Source organism: Alicyclobacillus fastidiosus, from assembly GCF_026651875.1.
GTDB classification, from domain to species: domain Bacteria; phylum Bacillota; class Bacilli; order Alicyclobacillales; family Alicyclobacillaceae; genus Alicyclobacillus; species Alicyclobacillus fastidiosus.
In genome coordinates this window covers 2,027,515-2,042,521 of record NZ_CP104067.1, presented here as the reverse complement: position 1 = coordinate 2,042,521, position 15,007 = coordinate 2,027,515, and the positions used below count along the sequence as shown (strand labels likewise).

The following is a 15,007-nucleotide window of genomic DNA, read 5'->3' as shown; positions in this document are numbered from 1 at the left end:
CAGCTTTGTGTTGGCTGACCGCCGCTATTGGTATTGCTTTTCCGTCCGGCTTTTCCCGCCAGGAAGCCGCACAAACCATTGAGGACGCAGCCGCCATAGACTCGGTACCAAGAGAATCATGATGACGAGCACATAAAACCACGCAAATGTCGCCCAATCGCGCGCCGTCCCCTGCACGGCGCCCTCGAGCGCGGCCTCTACGTAAAGGGGATTGAGCGCCAATACAAAGTTCGCCCAGTGGAGACTGAACAGTTCAATCGGGTTCTGCTGGTACATCATCTTGAGTCCATACCCGATAGCCGCGAATACGACCATCATGACAGAGACGGTTCCGTAACACAGCACGGTGCTCCAGGTCGAGCGAAGCGCGATGGTCGAAAAGAGTACACACAAGGTCGCGATGATGACTATCGTGAACAACTGGAACGCAAGGACTGCCAGCACTTCCTGCGGTACAGCACCGCCGTACAGAAACACGAGACTGTACACAGGGAGCGTCACGACCACCAACAGCACCAATAAAGCGCTCGACGAAAGCACTTTTCCAATCAGGATGCCAATTGGAGACACCGGGGTCGTGAGTAGGACTGCGAGCGTCTTTCGCTCGCGTTCACCACTCACCGATCCCGCCGCAAACGCCGGCGTGAGAAACGCAACCACCACCATCTGGAGCAGGCTCAATATCACAAATACCTGTTGACTCTTCGTCGGCTGGACGAGGTATAATTGGCCCTGCACGTTTTCGTACAGCAAGAAAAACGTGAGAACGACCATGCACAACACGTATCCCGTAATGATGACCGGCGTCCGCATCGTGCGCATCCGCTGCCGAAATTCCTTTGCGAGTAGTGGATTTGCCCGCATCTACTGACCCTCCTGCACTGCGGAAAGCCGCAAGAACAAATCCTCGATGTCCGTTGGCTTTTCCGTAAATTGTGTCAGACGCACGCCCGCTTCCACGAGCTTTGTCAGCAACTCTGCCTGCTGTGAATGCGTGCCGGCGTACAACACCTCAAGCCCCTCGCGTCCCTCTTCGATCCGCAAGACCTGTTTATCCGCTTGCAGCACTCGCTCCAACGCGTTTCCCTCGTCGCGGGCGCACAGGACAATGGTCCGATAGGCATTGGAGTGCTGGAGCATGACCTGGATTGCGGCGACTGCAACCAGCTCTCCGCTGCGCAAGATCCCTATCTCGTCCGCCACTTCGGCCAACTCGTGGAGAATGTGCGTGCTGATGAGAATGGTCTTGCCTGTGTCCCGCAGCCCTTGCAACACGGCCCTCATTTCGATACGCGATCTCGGGTCCAGGCCCGACGATGGCTCGTCCAAGATGAGCACTTCCGGGTCGTGCATGAGACACCGCGCAATTTCCAACCGCTGTTGCATCCCTCTCGACAAGGCGTTCACGTAGGTATCGCGCTTGTCCGTGAGTCTCACGCGCTCAATCAATTCCTCGGCGCGAGGGCGAATCAAACGCTTGTCGACGTCGTAGCAATCGGCGAAAAAGCGGAGATATTCCATCACGGTGAGATCGTCGTACACGCCAAAGGAGTCTGGCATATACCCTATCGACCGACGGACCTCGCGCGGATTCCGCGACACCTCATAGCCGTTGATGTAGGCATATCCGTACGTCGGCGTCGACAAGGTCGCAAGCATCGAGAGTGCAGACGTCTTCCCGGCCCCGTTCTCACCCACCAGCCCGAAGACCGTTCCACGTTCCACAGAGAGATTGATCTCGTTGACTGCGACCATTTTTCCATACTTTTTCACTAGGTTCTGTGTGAGAATCACGGCAACGGCCCTCCTATGCCTGGGCTGACATCGGCGTATTGACGCACGAGGACCAACGTCTTGTCACTGCTGACATCCTGAGACTTGGCTGGTGCCGGCAAGCTGGAAGTGCGTTTGTCAGTCGTTGCAATCAGCATCGCCGTCGGTGCGTCGGCATCTTGCGAAGCGGTGGTTGAACTCGAGGAGAACTGCGTCAAATAGGCTCCAAGCGAGCGGCCGATGCCGTGCGTCAAATCGCGATTGTACGTTCCGTAGTCAGAGATCCACTGCGTTGTCACGGTCGCCGCGGTCGGATTCAACTCGACGACTTGCCCCGGTTTCATCGTACCGAGATGGTACATGTGGCTTTGCCAGACGATAGCGGCGTGATCGACAACATACGGGGTGTCATTCGTGACGGTTCCAAACAGCAGCCCATAGGCGCTGCTCAAGTTCATGACAAACTGGCCGCTGTTCTCGTCTAGATGTGCCGCATATACGTAACGCACGCGCCAACGGCCGACATTTCGGAACTGAACGTTGGTGGCCTGGTTTGTATAGCCCACGACCGCATCACTCGCCGGTAACGTCTCCTTCACCGACATCGGCACCGCGAGCGTCTGGCTCGGCAGAGAAAAGTCGAGCCCGCCCGGATAAGGGGACATGAACGCCTCCACGCCGTAGGACTCGGCCCGGCCGTCGCCGCTGAGATCGAGCACGCCGACCCCATCCATCAACAGCCCGCTCGGCCGCTCGGTCCCGCCGAAGAGATAGATACCGATGGTCGTGATACCACTGAAGACCGGCAGGAGCCCCCAAGCCCAATGCGCCCGTCGGAATCGCCGTAAGACGAGGAAGAGCACCGGCCCGATGACGACTAGATACAGTGCAAACACCACCGCAAACACAGGCAAAGACGGAACTCGCAGCGGAGCTAGGGCATCTCCGACCGACGCCAAACTCTCTGCGCCATCGCTACTAAACAGTGGGGCAAGGGCGGAGTCCGCTCCCTCCACGCCATGTTTGAAGATGGCCGTCCACATCAACGGATTCCCCGACCACCCGAGCAAATTCGGATCCATGGGCGAGAAGGCAGTTTGCCAAATTTGACCTCTCCCCAAACTCTCGCTCGCCAGCATGGGTGCCTGGTTCGTCCCGGCCCACAGCCGCGCTGTCGCGTCCACGCCACCAACTCGAATCGCGATCCGGTTGGCAAGGCCAGCGCTGTTCGCAAATTGGGACAGAAAACTGCCCTGTGCAGATTTTTCCGAGCCCGGCTCCAACGGGACGCTCGCCCGCCACATCGCCGGCGCCTCGTCCGTTCCGGATATCACCAAGAGGCCGCCCAGCTTTACCCAGTTCTGCACGGCCTCCTGCTGTGCCGTGCTGAGCCTCGACAGGGTATCGAGCGAGGTGACGACGGCTGTCAGTCCATCCAATAGATTGACCGACGTCGGTACGAGTGACGGATTTAACGCGACGGCCAACACAGGGTTGGCACTTGTACTCGATCCCGCCAAAAACTGCGTCGCCTGACTGCTCGTGGCCAACACGGCGACCAACGCCACGTTCGTCACAGAGTTCCCGCTGAGCGCAGAAGTGTAGAGCGGAACGCCCCCTGCCGAACACGTAACCGATGCCCCCTCGCTGAGCACGACTCCGGGGACGTCAATTTCTGTCGTCGTCCAGCCGTTTGCCGGCAGTCGTACGTTCCATTTGAGGGACCCACCAAGGCGCCGACCACCGACGAGCGCATCGTTCACGTGTACGGTGAGCGTCGCGTTTTGGGCAGGACCCACGTGATGAATGGTCACCGCAACCGGAACCCAATCTTCCTTTATATAGTAACCGCCATATCCCGCAGATGCGCTCATGTACATCGTAGGCTTGTCCACCGTTGCGGCGAACGTCGTGGTTGGCAGCACTGACGTGAAGGCCGCGGTACACAAGAGGAGCAGACCAGAGAACCATGAATTACGAACCCGGCGTGCCCGTAGTCGATTCCCCCGATGTCCATGTTGCCTCGTTCGAGCTCTCATGCCATCTTCCCTTCACTTGGGCTTTGCTGTTTTGCGTCGGTCAAAGATTCTCATTTCATTGTAATCGTTCCGCTCGTTCGGGGAAACTCGACAAACATGATCAATAGGGGCAAACCACAGTCCGTGTACCTGACTGTGGTTTGCCCCCGGGGAGATGAACCCTGTGACGCTTCGTCACCGGTATTGTTTTCCTGTCAAATCCTAAGCGTGGATGATATGCGGATCAGATGTTCAAGAACGAGCGTACCGCGTCCTCATTCGTGAGCATCGGTGGCCAAACGCGCAAATCAAACGGGTAATCCGATCCCGGCAAAACCCGTTCCACCCCCACTACGCTCTGTAGGTAATCGAGTGACCGCTCGTCCCAGAGCACACTGTCATACCACATGCGGCGCAAGTATTCAGCGGGAGGTGCCTGAATCGCATTTCGAATAGCAGGCCAAACCGAGTAACCCTGGGTAAGACGGCCTACTTGGTAGGGAAGAAATCCACCGCCGTGCGCAAGTAGAACTTTTACGTTTGGGTATTTATCTAACACACCACCCAAGATGAGATCGAGTGCACAAATTGTCGTCTCCCATGGAACGCCGATTAAATTTGGCATCATCAAGCGCTGAATCCGCGGGTCATCGTTTAACAGTGGATGGATAAACACAATGGCGCCTGCGTCGTCGGCCGCTTCCCAGACTGGACGAAATCGCTCGTCACTGAGCGGTATTCCCTGATGGCCGGGGCCGATAATGACCCCTTTGAGCCCCAAGTCGAGCGCGGCCCTCAGCGTTTGCGCAGCCTGTTCTGGCGCATTCAACGGGATGGTCCCCAAACCAGAAAGTCGTTCCCCGTTTGACTGAACCCAGTCCGCGAGTTCGCCGTTGTACAGTTCGCTCGCGGCGGTCGTGATGTCCGCGGGGAAATCGTACAGAAAGAGTTGCGGAATAGGTGAGACCAGCGTATGTGTGATGCCCGCGTCCGATTGTTCCGCTAGGTAGGCGGCGGGATCGAAAAACGTTCGCTTGAGCTCGAAGCTCCATTTGCCATTGACGGTCAGAAATGGATCTTTTCCTGGAACTCGTTCATCAAGCGTCATCGGCACCCGTGCCTGGTTCAACTCAAGCCACTCCAAGACGCGTCTCGGCACAAAATGCGAGTGGACATCAAACATGGTAAGGCCCCTCTCCCGTCTGCTTACGAATGGTGTTCATCCGCCTTCGACACCCCGCCAACGCCCCAGTGCTCGGGCGGCACCTCGTAAAGGATTACGCGAACCGCCTCCGGTTTGGCACCCAGGGTGCGCACGACGGCATCTGTCACTTCCCGAATCAATTCCTTTTTCAGCTCAGGCGGCCTTCCTTCGATGATGCTCATCTGAATCAGCGGCATCCCACTTCTCCCCCTCTCTAGCACCGTTAGGCGCGCACGGACAAATTCAACTCACCGATACCGTCAAACTCGACACAGACGGAGTCCCCTTCGTAGATGTGAATGGCCTCCGTGATGCCTCCGGTGAGCACCAGCATTCCCGCCTCAATCCGTTTGCCGACTCGACTCAACATGCGCACTTGTTCCACGACGGAATGAACCGGGTGACCAAGCACCGCTGCACCTGCGCCAGTCTGCACCACTACGCCGTTTTGCTTCATCACCACACCAACGTTCTCCCATTGGAATTGGTATGGGGAAAATGCCTGTGGCCCAACATAGAATTTGGCACTGGATGCGTTATCTGCAACCACATCGACCAGTGTGAACGAGAAATTTTTGTATCGGCTGTCGATGACCTCGATGGCAGGCATGATGCACTCCGTCGCGAGCCACACGTCGCGAGGCGTCACATCCGGCCCCTCCAGCGGGCGCTTCAACACAAACGCAAGTTCCGGCTCCACTCGCGGATGAATGAGCCCCTGTAGAGATACCTCGGGGCTATCCAATTCCATCGATTTCAACAGGTGCCCGTAAATGGCCTCGTCCACGCCCACCGACTGCTGTTTTGCTTTGCTCGTCAGACCCATTTTCCAGCCGATCAGTCGGTCGTTTCCGCGCATGTACCGCTCCATGAGGAGTGCCTGGATTTGATACGCATCCTCCACGCTGAGGCCGTCGTATCGAAGCGTGAGCTTCTCGAGTTCCTCTGCGGATGTTTGATGGTCATACAATTCGTTTGCAATCGCCTCTAAGGTCACAGTCCACAACTCCCATTAAGCCTGTTTGGAAAGCTCGCACGCCACGTCGACAATCATGTCCTCCTGCCCGCCGACAACCTTTCGCCGACCGAGTTCGACGAGCACATCGCGCGGGTCGACCTGGAACTGTTCCGCCGCTCGGAAGGCATGAAGCAGGAAACTGGAATAGACGCCCGCATATCCCAGTGTGAGACTAATTTTATCGGTGACGATTGGACGGTGCATCCTCGGACGGACCACCTCTTCAGCCGCGTCCATTACCGGGTACAATTGGACGCCAGTATCGATACCGTGCTTCTCACACGCCGCCACAAAGACTTCTAGCGGCGTATTCCCTGCACCCGCACCAAGTCCTGCTAGACTCGCGTCGATGCGATACGCCCCTTCCTCGACAGCGGCGATGGAGTTGGCCACGGAAACGCCCAAATTGTTGTGCGCGTGGAAACCTACTTCTACCTCTGCCGACAAAGCATTGCGCAACGCCGAGACCTTTGCTCGAACCTCGTCCATGAGCATGGCGCCTGCAGAGTCGACGATATAGACGCAATGTGCTCCGTAAGACTCCATCTTCTTGGCCTCTTCGACGAGCGTTTCAACCGGCGTCATGTGAGACATCATCAGAAAGCCCACCGTGTCTAAACCGAGCTTTCGCGCCTCGCCGATGTGTTGCTCCGCGATGTCGGCTTCCGTCGAATGCGTCGCGACCCGAACAGCCCGAATCCCCCATTCGACCGCCTTTTTCAGTTCCGATATCGTGCCGATGCCCGGCAGCAGCAATGCAGCCACGCGCGCGGACTTCACGGTGTCACAGACCGCCCGCAAATAATCCTCCTCGGTCTCCTTGGAAAATCCATACTGAACCGAGCTGCCACCAAGTCCATCGCCATGTGTTGCCTCTATCAGCGCAACGCCTGTTCCATCGAGTGCGCCCGCAATCGCCGACGCGTCATCCACGCTGAACTGATGTCTGACCGCATGCATCCCGTCACGCAAGGTGACGTCAGTGAGCGATATTTTGTATTTCATTTACGACCATCCTTCCTCACTTGTGCACAGGCGATTGATGTTTTGCGTACTCTTCACTAAACTTCACCGCCGCAGCGGTCATGATGTCGAGATTTCCAGCGTAGACTGGCAGATAGTCCCCGAGACCCTCTACTTCGATAGAGACGCTTACCATGTTGTCTTTAAAAATCGGATCCCGATTCAATCGGTAACCTGGCACGTACGTCTGCACATGCGCGACCATCTGGTGAATGGACTCCTCCACTTTCTGATAAATGGCCGGGCCGCTGTCCTCCATCAGGCAATAAATCGTATCGCGCATGAGGATGGGCGGGTCTGCGGGATTCAAAATGATGATAGCCTTACCCTTTTTTGCACCGCCGATGGACTCAATCGCCCGCGAGGTCGTCTCCGTAAACTCGTCGATGTTCTGACGCGTGCCCGGGCCAGCACTTTTGCTAGCGATGGTTGCGACAATCTCGCCATAGCTGACGCCGACGACGCGGCTGACCGCGTGCACAATCGGGACTGTAGCCTGACCACCACAGGTCACCATGTTGACGTTTTTCGACTCGAGATGCTCCTCGAGATTGACGGCGGCTATGACGTATGGCCCGCGAGCCGCCGGCGTTAAGTCGATAGCCTGGATACCGGCCTCGCGAAGCAGCTTCGCGTGTCTCACGTGTGCCTTGGCACTGGTGGCATCGAATACGACATCTGGTCGAGCGCCGGCTTCCAACACCGCGTGCAGCCCCTCGGCAGACACCTCAAGACCCGCCGCCTTCGCCCTCTTCAATCCATCTGACGCGGGATCGATGCCGATCATCCACGCCGGCTCAATCCAGTTACTCCGCTTCAACTTGATCATTAAGTCGGTACCGATATTTCCCGAACCGACAATCATCGCTTTCAACTTCGCCATCAAGTTTCCCCCCATATCCGAACGCGAGCAACACGGCATCGCAAGGTGGCCGCCGTCGCTACGCCTTCATCATCAAATCCACTTTGCCGAGTGGGCCAAACGAGAGCGAGACGCGATCCCCCGGTTGCACGGGCACCGCCGCGCTAATCGCTCCGGAGAGGATGACCTCGCCCGCCTTGAGTTCTGTCCCGAGGGAGGATAGCTTGTTGGCCAGCCAGGCCACCGCCGCAGCTGGATGCCCCATGACGGCGCCCCCAGCCCCGGTCTGCACAATGGCTCCATTGACGCGCAGGACACCCCCGATGGTCGCAAGGTTCACCGCTTCGGGAGCGCGCACCGCGTCACCAAGCACGAAACAACCCAAGGACGCATTGTCGGCGATGGTGTCCGCCAACTGAATTCGCCAGTCGGCAATACGGCTGTCGATGATCTCAATGGCAGGCAGCACGTAGCGCGTCGCCCGCAGAACATCCTGAACACTCACGTTTGGGCCGATTAAATCATCCTGTAACAGAAAGGCCAACTCAGGTTCGACGCGAGGCTGAATGAGGGGATAGTCCACGCTGTCCCCGGACTGGTACTGCATGGAGGCGAACAAGTGGCCAAAATCCGGCTCATCGACGCCAAGCATCGCCTGCATCGGTTTGCTCGTCAGACCAATTTTGTGACCGACCACTCGGTCGCCAGCCGCGAGGCGCCGTTCCACGTTGTGCATTTGGATGGCGTACGCCGTTTCCATCGTAATCTCGGCGCCTTCACTCGTGATGGGTGGTATCGGCGAGAGATTTTGTTGGGCCTGAAATAGTCTCTCCGCGTATCTCGATGATGTCCCTATCGACACAGGGCCCTCCTCCTTCGCATTGGTACGATGACCCCTGCACGTGCGTTGTTTCCAACTACAGCTTGATGCAGATGTTCTTTAGTTCCGAGAAAAATTCGAACGAGTGAACGCCACCCTCGCGGCCGATGCCACTTTGCTTGGAACCGCCGAACGGCGTACGCAGGTCGCGCAGGAACCACGTGTTGACCCAGACGATGCCCGCCTGAAGCTCCGCAGCGACGCGATGGGCCCGCTTCAAGTCAGTCGTCCAAACGGTCGCGCTCAAGCCGTAACTCGTGTCGTTGGCGACTTCGATCACCTCTTCGACCGTGTCAAACGGTTGCACGGTCACCACGGGACCGAATACCTCTTGCCGCGTGATCTCGCACGAAGAATCGACGTCGACGATGATGGTCGGTTCGAGGAAGGCGCCTCTGCTCAAATGTGCCGGGCGCTTTCCGCCGAGGATGACGCGCCCTCCCTCCTGCACGGCCCGCTCGATGAACCCCTCGACGCGTTCCAGGTGCTCCTGACTGATGAGCGACCCGACATTCGTCTTCGGGTCCAGCGGATCTCCAACGACCAGTTCGCCCGCTCTGGCGGCGAATCGTTCGACAAATGTGTCGTAGATGGGGCGCTCGACGTAGATGCGGGAGCCGCAGAGACACACTTCGCCTTGATTGGCAAAACTCGACCGGAGGGTCGTCTCGATGGCATCGTCGAGAGCCGCATCGGCGAAGATGAGATTGGGATTCTTACCGCCCAGTTCGAACGACAGTCCCTTGAGCGTCGCCGAGGCCGCCTTCATCACGGCGCGCCCAGTCGATGTTTCACCGGTGAGCGAGATCAGGTCGACGTTCGGGTGTTCGGTCAACGCCGACCCCGCCGCGTCCGGCCCGAATCCGTGCACGACGTTGAGCACGCCATCCGGCAGTCCAGCTTCCTTGCATATCTCTGCCAGAACCGTCGCCGTCATGGGCGTCAACTCGGCCGGTTTGATGACGCACGTATTGCCTGCGGCGAGACACGGGGCAACTTTCCAAGTCAACAGGAGGAGCGGCAAGTTCCACGGAGAGATCAGTCCCGCCACCCCGACAGGCCGCCGCAACGCGTAGTTGAGCGCCACGCCTTCCATTTCAAAACATTCGGTGGACAAACCCTTCACGAAGTCTGCGAAAAATCGAAAGTTGTAGGCAGCGCGCGGAATATCTAAGCTCTTTGACAGCGACAGCGGCTTGCCGGTGTCCATTGTCTCTAGCAGCGCGAGCTCCTCTAGTCGTTCTTCCATCAGTTGAGCGATACGGTTGAGCACCGTCGACCGCTCGGCCGCCGACGTCTTGCCCCACGTCTGAAACGCCCGGCGGGCCGCCGTGACCGCTTGGTTGATTTCGACGTCACTGCCTTCTGCCACGGTGCCTATTTTCTCGCCGGTAGCCGGATTGATATTGTCAAACGTACGACCATCCGCAGATGGCACAAACTTACCATCGATAAAATGCAATACCTGTTCCATAGACTCTGACCTCTCTCCTACACCCCAAACGGGATGATTGATGTCTGTGAATAGACTCGTGTCGGCCCAATCCTCGACGCTCGCCTAACTCGCGTGGCAAATCGTCAGGACAGGGTTGCCTGAGCCGGAAGAGGGCCCGTATCCGTGCAGGACGCCCCGGAAGTCGCTTTGCAGAACGCCTAAGAGCATCGCGACGTGTCTGCCGCCCGACTCGACACCCGCCGCCCTCACATAGGACGGCAACATTTCCAACGCGGATGTTCGGTCCCCGTTGACCAAGTGATTGCAAAACTCGCGGTCGAGCGTCTGTTCGGTCAGATTCGGCCACAGATCAGGGCGACGGCCCAAATTGTGCGCTAACGCACCGCTCGCAACGAATACGATTCGCTTTTGCGAGTTGCGAATCACCTCGCCAATCGCCTTCCCCCATTCGACGGTTTCCTCAAGGGAAGCTGCCCAGCACACAGATAAGTCGACGACGGGGATATCCTTGCGCTTTAACAGGTAGCGCAGGGGGACAACCGTACCGTAATCCCAGACGTAGGTCGGGTCGTTGATACCGACAACCGACAGACCCGCTGCCTTCCCGGCCTCGACAAACTGCGTGGCAAGTGCCGAATCACCAGGGTGGTCATATGGAACGTCGGTGATCAGATCTGGACATTCGAAAGCGGTTAAAATGCCCTTGTGACGGTCTGTAGCATCTACATAATGAAAAAAACTGGACATCCAGTGGCAAGACACGAGTACGATGGCATCGGGATGCACGCTGTCGATCACGTTCGCCGCCTCATACATCGCTTCCACCATGGGCTTTTGAAACTCTGGCACCCTGTCCTGATGGCAAATTCTCGGCGTGTGCGGCGATATCATCGCCAATTCCAAACTCATCAGATTTCCTCCTCTCGCAAATGGCAACAGGTTCGGTAAACCCCGTAACCCAGTGATGGTTCAAAACATCCGGCTTAGAAAAATGCTATCATTGAGTAACCGATTTCAACATAGCGCGGTTCTTGTATACGGAACAACTCGCGATTAAATCAAAATATACAGTAGAGGGCAGTGTGATGTATGGAGAATCAGATGCACGACTACCGCACCCTATCATCCTTGAAAAACGCCTTGCACGTGCTCAACTGCTTCACCATGGATAGGCCCGAAAAGGGCATTACCGAGATAGCAGAGGAACTTGGATTGTCGAAAAGCACGGTCCACCGGGTGATGACGACATTGGCCGAGGAAGGGTTTGTCCGCCGAGACGAACGCACGCATCGCTATCGGCTCGGGCTCTCTGTGCTCAGTCTCGGCGGCATTATCATGTCCAACCTCGAAATCTATCGCGAGGGTCAGCACCTGCTCGAATCGTTTGTCAATCGCTTTGACGAAACCGTCCATTTGGCCGTGCTCGAAGACTATTCCACGGTGTATGTCAGCAAACTCGAATGCAAACACCCCATTCAGATCCTCACGCACTTGGGCCGCAAAAATCCACTGCACTGCACGAGCTCCGGAAAGGCGATTTTGGCATACCAGACTCCCGAGTTTGTCGACGACGTGCTGCGGCGCGGGCTCGAGAAAGTCACGCCGAATACCATCGCCGATCCCGACGCACTCTTGCAGTCGCTCGCGCGGGTTCGCGAGGACGGATACGCGATGAGCCGCGGGGAACTTCGCGGCGGAGTGCACTCCATAGCGGTTCCCGTTCGCGACTACACGCGGGCCGTCATCGGCGCGGTCACCGTGGTTGGACCGGCCGAGCGCTTTACCGATGCGAAGATGCTGTCGATTGCGCGGACCTTGCGCGGCATCGCAGCGGAGATTTCCAGTCGCCTTGGGTACTACGAACGACGGCGATAATCAGGTCGCGCATTCAGTGAGAGATCCCCATTCAATCGGCAAACCCACATAGTTTTCGGCCAATGTGGTGATCCCGGCGCTCGAGGAGGTGAGATAGCCTAGTTCCGCCAACTGCAACTTGCGGTCGTAGTCCGTGTGGTCTGCGAAGCGATGCAGCATCGACGTCATCAGGTTGGAGAACCGCTGTGCCTTCCAAACGCGGCGAAGGCAGATATCGGTGTAGTCCTCGAGCAGCGCGCGGCTGTTCGTCTGATAGAAATGGACCATCCCCTCGGCCAATACGCGCGCGTCGGAGACGGCGAGATTCAATCCTTTTGCGCCGGTCGGCGGCACGATATGCGCGCTGTCTCCGGCGAGAAACAAGCGGCCGTACTGCATCGGATCACACACGAAGCTGCGCATAGGTACAATGTTTTTCTGAATGATTGGACCTTCGGTCAGACGAAACCCGTCGGTTCCTTCCAACCGGGCGTGCAATTCACTCCAAATCCGCTCATCGGACCAACCATCGATGTGATCTGTCGCGTCTACCTGCAAGTACATGCGCTGAATATCCGGCGACCTCGTGCTGATCAGTGCGAACCCACGCTCATGCCCGCTGTATATCAGTTCCGCATTCGACGGCGGGGCCTGGGTCAAGATGCCAAGCCATCCAATCGGATACTCCTTCCGGTACTCGGTTCGCAGCTGGCTAGGTATACTTTGCCTACTCGGTCCGTGAAATCCGTCACAGCCAGCGATAAAGTCGCAGTGCAAGGCGCTTGGCGCCTCGTCCCCACATCGAACAAAGCGAATGACAGGGTCCGTCTCAACCCTCTCCAACGAAACCTGAGAGACCTCAAAGTACATAGGTATTCCGCGCCGCTCGCACGCGCCCACCAAATCCTTGATCACTTCATGCTGAGCGTATACAGTGACGTGCTTTCCACCCGTCAGTTCCGACATGTTGACGCGATGGCTCACGCCCCCAAAGCGCAATTCAAACCCATGATGCGGCTGGCCTTGCGCGAGCAGTCTGTCGGCGAGGCCTAGCTCTTGCATGAGGTCGACTGTTCCCTGCTCGAGCACCCCCGCTCGAATCGTCTCCTCGATGTCCCGGCGTGAACGATGCTCCAGCACGATAGATTCAATCCCTCGTCGGTGGAGTAAATGCGCGAGCATCAAGCCAGCGGGGCCCGCGCCGATAATGCCCACTTGTGTTTTCATCAGCCACACTCTCCCGTGGTCAGATCAATCTGGTGCAGTGGCGAATTCGAAGGTTGCAGAGGTGAGCGCACGCAGAAGTGAGCGTGTCCAAAGACCGCCCACGACTCGAGTCCGCGCGCGATAGATGTACAGAACGCGACGGACGACGATATGTAAGCGCTAACACATATAAAAAATATCACTTTCCTGCCGCGTGCGGCTACCGAAAAATTCCCGCATACGGAACTGGAAAACATTTATTTTGGGTTTGCGGAAGTTCTCTGAAGGAGGTGGGCCCGTCCGCGCGGAATCGATAGCCCGATGCCCGCGGGACACCGGAGTTTCCATCCAACCATGAACTCAAGCCGCCACATCCGCGGGCAAAGGCGGGCGGGATCGGCGGCAGGCTGATTTACAGTAACTGCGAAACCTCGTCTGCCACCTCGGCACCCGAGGCTAGCGACGGATGGTTCGCGCGCCGCTTCGCCAAGTACATCGCGAAGCCCACCGTATGCGTGGCGAGGCGTTCCAGCATCACCTTCGACAGAAGGGATCTCGCTGGCTTCGGATTCATTTCGATCATCGACACCTTCAAATCTTCCTCGACCGCCATATCGAAGCCTACGAGTCCCATCGTCGGGTAGCGCTTCGACAGGACGCCCGCGATTTGCTTGGCCTTGCTTTCGAGTTCCGCCAGTGGAATTCGCTTGCCTTGTCGCTCGGCGATGGCGCCGAGCTTCTCGACGTCGGTTCGCTCGCCACCGGCGATGATGTTCGTCACGACGCCATCCCTCGCGGCCATCTTCGGCACGATTCCAATCAGTTGCCATTCGCCAGCACGATCCCTGTTCAGGACCACACGAAAATCGACTTTGCGCCCACTCACTGAGATCAGGCGAAGACCGCGTTGGATAATGTGAGGTTTGCGCAGGCGCGGGCCAATCCACTTGCGCAATTCCGGTTCCGTCATCGTCATCCGCATGTGCGCGGTCTGTGCCTTCGTCCGATCCATCCCCACGCGGTAGCGCCCCGCCCCCAGGCGCTCCACACGGGTGACGTCCATGCCTCCATAACCTCCGATCGGTTTGACGTAGACGACGTTCCACTGATTCAGTCGGTCGATGGCTTGATTCGCACTCCGAAGGTGTTCAGTTTGCGGCGTGAAGTCCGACATGTCATGTGCCCGCAGCAGCTCGACCATCCGCCATTTCCCAGGCAGCACCGGATTGTACAGCGGGATCTTGCGCTTGCTCACCTCTCTGCGCAGTTCGCCCGTGTACCCTTGCATGGCGAGATGGACGTAGACGTTCTCATAAACGACGTCTGGCAACCGCTCCATTTTGACAACCCAGTTTCCCCGTGGACGAGCCCGATTCTCTGGCATCCACGCACGAACTTTCCCCTTCCCCCAGTCGACCTGATGAGGATGAAATAAATACAGCGTCACACCCCGGGCGAATGCGTTCTCCGCTAGCCGAATATACTGCATCGACGGGCGGGTGATCCGCTTCTCCCCAATCGATCGCCCTTTTGGCAAAGCGGTTGTTGCGACACCGATATACCCTGCCGAACCTGCCACGATTTCATCACCTCGATGCAATGCCCAGCACAGTATATGTGGAGTTGACTAAGTGGCGTCAATGCACGAGTCTAGAGCGCCAGATGGCAGCCTAGGCCCCGAGCATCGCTATGCACCAAGGAGGCTGTTAACGC

The 15,007-nt window shown here is 57.6% G+C and carries 14 protein-coding genes; 1 reads left to right on the top strand and 13 read right to left on the bottom strand.

Annotated elements, in window-relative coordinates; translation table 11 throughout:
- Positions 1–24: 24 nt before the first annotated feature.
- From NZD89_RS10135 to NZD89_RS10085, 11 genes are all read right to left on the bottom strand, one after another.
- Positions 25–864, bottom strand: a complete 840-nt coding sequence (locus NZD89_RS10135) for an ABC transporter permease (RefSeq protein ID WP_268007593.1) — start codon at positions 862–864, stop codon at positions 25–27.
- Entirely contained in the window at positions 865–1,794 is a 930-nt protein-coding gene (locus tag NZD89_RS10130; RefSeq protein WP_268007592.1) for an ABC transporter ATP-binding protein, read from the bottom strand.
- Entirely contained in the window at positions 1,791–3,812 is a 2,022-nt protein-coding gene (locus tag NZD89_RS10125; RefSeq protein WP_268007591.1) for a DUF8725 domain-containing protein, read from the bottom strand. Before NZD89_RS10125 ends, NZD89_RS10130 begins: the two co-directional genes overlap by 4 nt.
- Before the next feature lie 223 nt (positions 3,813–4,035).
- Entirely contained in the window at positions 4,036–4,974 is a 939-nt protein-coding gene (locus NZD89_RS10120; protein ID WP_268007590.1) for an amidohydrolase family protein, read from the bottom strand.
- Positions 4,975–4,997: 23 nt separating this feature from the next.
- Complete coding sequence (locus NZD89_RS10115; RefSeq protein ID WP_268007589.1) at positions 4,998–5,192, bottom strand: 4-oxalocrotonate tautomerase; 195 nt, start codon at positions 5,190–5,192, stop codon at positions 4,998–5,000.
- Positions 5,193–5,218: 26 nt separating this feature from the next.
- A complete protein-coding gene (locus NZD89_RS10110; protein ID WP_268007588.1) occupies positions 5,219–5,992 on the bottom strand; it encodes a 2-keto-4-pentenoate hydratase in 774 nt (257 codons plus the stop codon).
- Positions 5,993–6,007: 15 nt separating this feature from the next.
- Entirely contained in the window at positions 6,008–7,018 is a 1,011-nt protein-coding gene (gene dmpG / locus NZD89_RS10105; protein WP_268007587.1) for a 4-hydroxy-2-oxovalerate aldolase, read from the bottom strand.
- A 16-nt stretch (positions 7,019–7,034) separates the two neighbouring features.
- Positions 7,035–7,919, bottom strand: coding sequence for an acetaldehyde dehydrogenase (acetylating) (locus NZD89_RS10100; protein ID WP_268007586.1), 885 nt, complete (start codon positions 7,917–7,919; stop codon positions 7,035–7,037).
- Between the two features lie 58 nt (positions 7,920–7,977).
- Positions 7,978–8,760 carry a 2-keto-4-pentenoate hydratase gene (locus tag NZD89_RS10095; RefSeq protein ID WP_268007585.1) on the bottom strand — a complete coding sequence of 261 codons (783 nt, stop codon included), beginning with the start codon at positions 8,758–8,760 and terminating at the stop codon, positions 7,978–7,980.
- A 55-nt stretch (positions 8,761–8,815) separates the two neighbouring features.
- A complete protein-coding gene (locus tag NZD89_RS10090; protein ID WP_268007584.1) occupies positions 8,816–10,252 on the bottom strand; it encodes an aldehyde dehydrogenase in 1,437 nt (478 codons plus the stop codon).
- An 84-nt stretch (positions 10,253–10,336) separates the two neighbouring features.
- The gene (locus NZD89_RS10085) at positions 10,337–11,143 is read right to left on the bottom strand and encodes a DODA-type extradiol aromatic ring-opening family dioxygenase (protein WP_268007583.1); all 807 of its coding nucleotides are present in this window, start codon (positions 11,141–11,143) and stop codon (positions 10,337–10,339) included.
- A gap of 180 nt (positions 11,144–11,323) precedes the next feature.
- Here NZD89_RS10085 and NZD89_RS10080 point away from each other — a divergent pair, with 180 nt between their 5' ends.
- Positions 11,324–12,109: an IclR family transcriptional regulator gene (locus NZD89_RS10080; protein WP_268007582.1), complete on the top strand. Its 786-nt coding sequence runs from the start codon at positions 11,324–11,326 to the stop codon at positions 12,107–12,109.
- Here NZD89_RS10080 and NZD89_RS10075 read toward each other — a convergent pair whose 3' ends face one another.
- Positions 12,110–13,315 carry a 4-hydroxybenzoate 3-monooxygenase gene (locus tag NZD89_RS10075; protein WP_268007581.1) on the bottom strand — a complete coding sequence of 402 codons (1,206 nt, stop codon included), beginning with the start codon at positions 13,313–13,315 and terminating at the stop codon, positions 12,110–12,112. It abuts the gene before it with no gap.
- Positions 13,316–13,706: 391 nt separating this feature from the next.
- Entirely contained in the window at positions 13,707–14,873 is a 1,167-nt protein-coding gene (locus tag NZD89_RS10070) for a YheC/YheD family protein (protein ID WP_268007580.1), read from the bottom strand.
- Positions 14,874–15,007: the final 134 nt, after the last annotated feature.